Source organism: Aminobacter sp. P4_H6_2, assembly GCF_056400805.1.
The window spans coordinates 1-5,627 of sequence record NZ_JBFUKO010000351.1; the positions used below are offsets into that span (position 1 = coordinate 1).

The 5,627-nt window shown below is 61.9% G+C and carries 5 protein-coding genes and 2 pseudogenes; 3 read left to right on the forward strand and 4 right to left on the reverse strand.

The genetic code is table 11. The features are described from left to right. From AC1DUU_RS21370 to AC1DUU_RS21380, 3 genes and pseudogenes are all read right to left on the reverse strand, one after another. Window positions 1-497 (reverse strand): annotated as a pseudogene (locus AC1DUU_RS21370) (indolepyruvate ferredoxin oxidoreductase family protein); the annotation flags it as partial. A gap of 206 nt (window positions 498-703) precedes the next feature. Then, a complete protein-coding gene (locus AC1DUU_RS21375; RefSeq protein WP_476785401.1) occupies window positions 704-1,237 on the reverse strand; it encodes a hypothetical protein in 534 nt (177 codons plus the stop codon). Beyond that, window positions 1,230-1,829 (reverse strand): CGNR zinc finger domain-containing protein, encoded by a 600-nt coding sequence (locus tag AC1DUU_RS21380; protein WP_476785402.1) that lies wholly within the window; start codon window positions 1,827-1,829, stop codon window positions 1,230-1,232. Before AC1DUU_RS21380 ends, AC1DUU_RS21375 begins: the two co-directional genes overlap by 8 nt. Window positions 1,830-1,924: 95 nt before the next feature. Here AC1DUU_RS21380 and AC1DUU_RS21385 point away from each other — a divergent pair, with 95 nt between their 5' ends. From AC1DUU_RS21385 to AC1DUU_RS21395, 3 genes are all read left to right on the forward strand, one after another. Then, complete coding sequence (locus AC1DUU_RS21385) at window positions 1,925-2,830, forward strand: branched-chain amino acid ABC transporter permease (RefSeq protein WP_476785403.1); 906 nt, start codon at window positions 1,925-1,927, stop codon at window positions 2,828-2,830. Window positions 2,831-3,036: 206 nt separating this feature from the next. After that, window positions 3,037-3,621, forward strand: a complete 585-nt coding sequence (locus AC1DUU_RS21390) for a TRAP transporter small permease subunit (protein ID WP_476785404.1) — start codon at window positions 3,037-3,039, stop codon at window positions 3,619-3,621. Then, window positions 3,618-5,333, forward strand: coding sequence for a TRAP transporter large permease (locus AC1DUU_RS21395; protein WP_476785405.1), 1,716 nt, complete (start codon window positions 3,618-3,620; stop codon window positions 5,331-5,333). Before AC1DUU_RS21390 ends, AC1DUU_RS21395 begins: the two co-directional genes overlap by 4 nt. 135 nt (window positions 5,334-5,468) lie before the next feature. Here AC1DUU_RS21395 and AC1DUU_RS21400 read toward each other — a convergent pair. Beyond that, a pseudogene (locus tag AC1DUU_RS21400) lies at window positions 5,469-5,627 on the reverse strand (ABC transporter substrate-binding protein); the annotation flags it as partial.

The window sequence follows — 5,627 nt, forward strand, 5'->3', positions numbered from 1 at the left end:
GTGTCGACGAACAGGAACTCGGTGGCATGTGCATTGGTCGAGGATTCGGCAATGTGGTCGTCGCCCATCAGGGCCAGCACGCCACCATGCTTCGACGACCCTGCAAGATTGGCGTGGCGGAAGACGTCGCCGGAGCGATCGACGCCGGGGCCCTTGCCGTACCAGACAGAAAAGACGCCGTCGTGCTTGCCTTCGCCCAGTATCTCCGCCTGCTGCGACCCCCAGCATGCAGTGGCGGCAAGCTCTTCGTTGAGGCCGGGCTGGAAGATGACGTTAGATTGGGCGAGCTGCTTCTTGGCTTTCCACAGCTGCAGGTCGAGCCCGCCAAGCGGCGAACCGCGATAACCCGAGACAAAACCTGCCGTATTGAGGCCGGCTAGCCGGTCCCTTTCGCGCTGCATGACCAGCATACGGATGACGGCCTGCGCGCCGGAGAGGAAGATCCGCTCCTTGCCCAGATCGAACTTGTCATCGAGAGCGACGTCGTGAAGCGTCATCCGCATTTCCTGTGCCCGAACCGCCCACGATTCGGGCGGCTGACCTTGGGTAGCTTAGGGATAGCTTTTCTGGGCACGACTGTCGCGTCAAACGAATTTCTTTGCACGGGGAAAAGTACAATCGAAGATGCACCCGACCGCTCGCTGCGAATGAATGCGAACGGGAATGCTCTTAGCGCGCACGAAAATTTCCGTCAGCCGGAAATTCAGGCCGAAGCCGGGCAGCGCACACCGCGGCCACCGGGTACATGCCCATCGGGATGACCTTTCAGCTCGGGATTGGGGTCGTAAAACGGTCCGACAGCCAGCGGCTTGTCGGGCAGCATCGACTGGTCCTGCGACGAGGCCATCATTGTCTCCAATAGCTGCATCGCCTTGCCCTTCGCATCCTCGATGCGAATCGACACCTTGTACGACAGGTCCTTGACCACGCATTCGAGCGGTGGGCTTTCGATCGTGACCTTCTCGCTCATCGGCCAGATCTTCTGATTCACGATGATCGGCTCGCCGCCTGCCGGGTTTTCGAAACTCGCCACCGCGACCTCGGCCGCGCCAATCGGCTTGAGCGGCCTCAAGGTCACCACGTAGCGCACGGTGGCGACCCGGTAATTGAAGACAAACAGGCGACCGGACAGCGCGAAATACTCGCCCTCGCCGCCGCTTTCGCGGCAGCCGGCCAGCCCGATCAAGGCGAGCGCCGAAAGGGCAACCGCGGCACGCAAAAATCTCCGCTCAGGCATTCGCCACCTCCTCCTTGCGCCTGTTGTAGTGGCGCCTGGCCTTCTGGCGGTTGCCGCAGACGGCCATGTCGCACCACATCCGGCTGCCGTTGCGACTGCGGTCAACGAACAGCCAGCCGCAGTTCGGGCAGATCCTGAGCCTAGACATAGTGTCGGACGACAGCAGCGACAGTGCGGAAACGGCGAGTGCTGCCTCAAAGGCCAACGGTTCCGGCGAGACCCCAAACGGGGCTTCAGGGCTAAGCAACTCTCGCGAGCCGGCGAGCCCATCGGCGCAGGCATTGAGGAAGACTGGCATATCGGCTGCGGCCAGGCCCCCGTCGGCCACCGTGCGCCGGAACAGCCGGTCCGTTGTCTCGCGGATGGCGATGACTTTTCCGGCGATCGCATGCGGATCGGGCGCGGCAAGCGCCCTGCCCCTGAGCTCGTCGGCTCGAAAGCTGCTGGCGGCGGTGGCAAAGCGGGCGATCTCCACTGGTTCGTCGAAACGGTYGAAGGAGCGCTCCGTATCGCCGCGAAGCACAACCGTGTTGGCGGTATCGAGCGCAAGCGCGCCGCCGGCGAAGCGATGTCGGGTCCAGGCAACTGACATGTTTCAAATCTAACTGGTAAACTCGGTTTGACAAGTTAGATTTCGAAGCGCAATTTTGTGCTGGCGCGGAAGGTGCCCGCCCAGCCGGACAGCGCATGCTCTACTTCTTCCAACAGCTCCTCAATGGCGTGCATTCGGCGGCGATCTACGCGCTGCTTGCCTTCGGATATGCGCTCGGCAACGGCCTGCTCCAGCGCACCAATTTGGCTTATGGCGGCATCTTTGCCTTCTGCGRCCAGACCATGATCCTCGCAGCAGTCTATGGCTGGCAGGTGCTGTGGCTGACCCTGCCGGTGACCATCGCCTTCGGCATCTTCATCGCGCTCGCTTACGCCGCCTTCTTCAGCCGGCTCTTGTCGCGCACCGTCTTCGCCCCGCTTGCCAGCCGCTCGCCCAACGCGATCGTTGCGGCGTCGCTAGGCGCGCTGCTGGTACTGATGGAACTGAGCCGCATTGCTGCCGACACGCATGACTACTGGCTGCCACCGATGCTTTCGACACCGGTGGTCTTCGCCTCGGGTGGCAACTTCGTCGCGACGCTCACGGTCATCCAGCTGATCAACACGACGATTGCAGCAGTGGTCATCATCTCAGGCGCGTTGTTGCTGGCACGGTCGAACTTCGGTCGCTTCTGGCGGGCCGTCGCCGACGACCCGCTCGCTGCAAGACTCTGCGGCATCGACACAGCGCGTGTCTTCCATCGCGCTCTGCTGTTCGGAGGCCTCTGCGCCGGGCTCGCCGGAGTGCTGGCCGCACTTTATTACGGCAATCTCGGTTTCGGCGCCGGCCTCGTCTACGGCCTGAAGATCCTGTTCATCACTGCGGTCGGCGGCTACTACGCCCCCGGTCGCGCAGCCCTTGGCGCCGCTGCCTTCGGCCTGGCCGAGGCACTGTGGGCCGGCTACTTCCCGATCGAATGGCGCGACGCCTGGATGTATGCGCTGCTCGCAGCGATGCTGGTCTTGACCGGCGACCGCAAGGACGCGCCCAGCTCGGTCTAAAAGACCGGTTTTTGCTTGCGACTTTGGTTGTATGTCGCAGCGTCACAGCACCTTTTCCCAGCCTTTGCGGCTTTTGCGGTGATTGACGACACTCAGCTGTTGTGTTGACGCGACACCCGTGACCGGCATACCCATGAACATCAGGGGAGTGCCGGAAAAAGAACGTCGGGGAACAACGGCTGCCCCATCAAATCAGGGAGGAATGCATGGCAGGGCTTCTCGCTCTATCCAGATTCATTGACCGCATCAACGAGGCGATCGGCAAGACGGTATCCTGGGCGATCCTGGTTGCCATCCTGGTCAGCTCTGGCAACGCGGTCATCCGCAAGACCTTCAACATGTCGTCCAACGCCTGGCTGGAACTGCAGTGGTACCTGTTCGGCGCCGCCTTCATGCTGGCCGCCGCCTACACGTTGAAGCAGAACGAACACATCCGCATCGACATCGTCTACGGCATGTTCTCGCGCCGGGTGCAGCACTGGATCGACCTGCTCGGGCACCTGCTGTTTTTGATGCCCTTCGTCATCCTGATGATCGTTTACTTCATCCCCTATGTCAGCCTGTCGTTCCGCTCGGGCGAAATGTCGTCGAGTGCCGGCGGCCTGATCCTGTGGCCGGCCAAGGCGCTGCTGCTGGTCGGTTTCGTGCAGCTGGCATTCCAGGGCGTTTCCGAGATCATCAAGAAGATCGCCATCATGCGTGGTGATATGGAGGACCCGACCCCGTTCATCTCGATCCATGAGCAGGCCGAACTCGAAGGCAAGGCGCTCGCCGACGAGGTGCGCCCATGATGGAGTTCATCGCCCAGAACATGGCGCCGATCATGTTCTTCTCGCTCATCGTCTTCATGCTGCTTGGTTATCCGGTCGCCTTTTCACTCGCCGCCAACGGCTTGCTGTTCTTCTTCATCGGCGTCGAACTCGCGCCCTACTCCAACAACTCCATCACCCTCGATTGGCCGCTCCTCTATGCATTGCCCGATCGCTTCTGGGGCGTGATGTCGAACGAAACGCTGCTGGCGATCCCGTTCTTCACCTTCATGGGCATCGTGCTCGAACGCTCCGGCATGGCCGAAGACCTGCTCGACACGATCGGCCAGCTGTTCGGCCCGATCCGCGGCGGCCTCGCCTATGCCGTGATCTTCGTCGGTGCGCTTTTGGCAGCGACAACCGGCGTGGTTGCCGCCTCGGTCATCGCCATGGGACTGATCTCACTGCCGATCATGCTGCGTTACGGCTATGACAGGCGGCTTGCTTCTGGTGTCATCGCGGCGTCCGGCACGCTCGCCCAGATCATCCCGCCCTCGCTCGTGCTCATCGTGCTCGCCGACCAGCTCGGCCGCTCGGTCGGCGACATGTACAAGGGGGCGCTGATCCCCGGACTGGTGCTGACCAGCCTCTACATGGGCTATATCTTTCTGATGTCGATCATCCGGCCGAAGTCGATGCCCGCACTGCCGCTCGAGGCGCGCACGCTCGGCCACGGCGTGACCTCGCTGTTTGCGGCACTGCTGCTCGCCGTGGTGATCGCCTATGCCGCCCATGTCTATCTGTCGCCGACGCATGGCGCCAATGCCGACATCCTCGGCGCCTGTGTCGGCGTCATCGTCATCTACATCGCCGCGATCGCCGACCGTGGTCTCAAGATCAACATGATGTCGCGACTGGCCCAGCAGGTCATCATCGTGCTGATCCCGCCGCTGGCGCTGATTTTCCTGGTGCTCGGCACTATCTTCCTCGGCATCGCCACCCCGACCGAAGGCGGTGCGATGGGCTCGGTCGGAGCCTTGATCATGGCCGCTGCGAAGGGCCGGCTTTCACTCGACGTGATCCGCCAGGCGCTCGCATCGACGACGAGACTTTCGTCCTTCGTCATCTTCATCCTGATCGGCGCGCGCGTTTTTTCGCTGACCTTCTACGGCGTCAACGGTCATCTCTGGGTCGAACACCTGCTGGTGTCGCTGCCCGGCGGCGAGGTCGGCTTCCTGATCGCCGTCAACATTCTCGTCTTCCTGCTCGCCTTCTTCCTGGACTTCTTCGAGCTGGCCTTCATCATCGTGCCACTTCTGGCGCCTGCCGCCGACAAGCTCGGCATCGACCTGATCTGGTTCGGCGTGCTGTTGGGCGTGAACATGCAGACGAGCTTCATGCACCCGCCCTTCGGCTTCGCTCTGTTCTACCTGCGTTCGGTCGCCGCCCGCGTACCCTATCTCGACCGCATCACCGGCAAGAACATCCAGCCGGTGACGACGGGGCAGATCTACTGGGGTGCGGTACCCTTCGTATGCATCCAGATCATCATGATCGGGCTGACCATCGCCTTCCCTCAGATGGTCATGCACTACAAGGGCAAGGTGGTCGATCCCAACTCGGTCGACTTCAAGATGCCCGAGATGCCGGGACTTGGTGGCGGGTTGGGCCTGTCGCCGCTGGGCGCACCTGCGCCTGGCACGGCACCCGCAGCACCTGCCAACGACCTGACAAAGCCGCCGAGCTTCAACTGATCGGTCCAGCTCACGTGAAAGGGCGCCGAGAGGCGCCCTTTTCATTTCCGCGTCGTCTTTCCCCAAAAGCGATGCAGACAAAGAAAAACCCCGAAGCAGCTGCTCCGGGGTTCGACTTGATTTTGCGCGATCAGATCAGAGCTTGCCGTTGCGCTGCTGGATCATCATGAAGGTGTCGTAGTTGTACTCTGCGATCTGTGCCCACAGATAGTGGTCCTTGCGGAACGCCTTGATCGAATCCCAGATCTTCTTGAAGCCGGGGTTGGTCGCTTCCATCTCGGCATAGACTTCGTT

Excerpts from the sequence above, each read along its gene's own strand:
- AC1DUU_RS21395 (WP_476785405.1), top strand. The coding sequence starts at position 3,618 with ATGATGGAGTTCATCGCCCAGAACATGGCGCCGATCATGTTCTTCTCG.
- AC1DUU_RS21375 (WP_476785401.1), bottom strand. The coding sequence starts at position 1,237 with ATGCCTGAGCGGAGATTTTTGCGTGCCGCGGTTGCCCTTTCGGCGCTC.
- AC1DUU_RS21390 (WP_476785404.1), top strand. The coding sequence starts at position 3,037 with ATGGCAGGGCTTCTCGCTCTATCCAGATTCATTGACCGCATCAACGAG.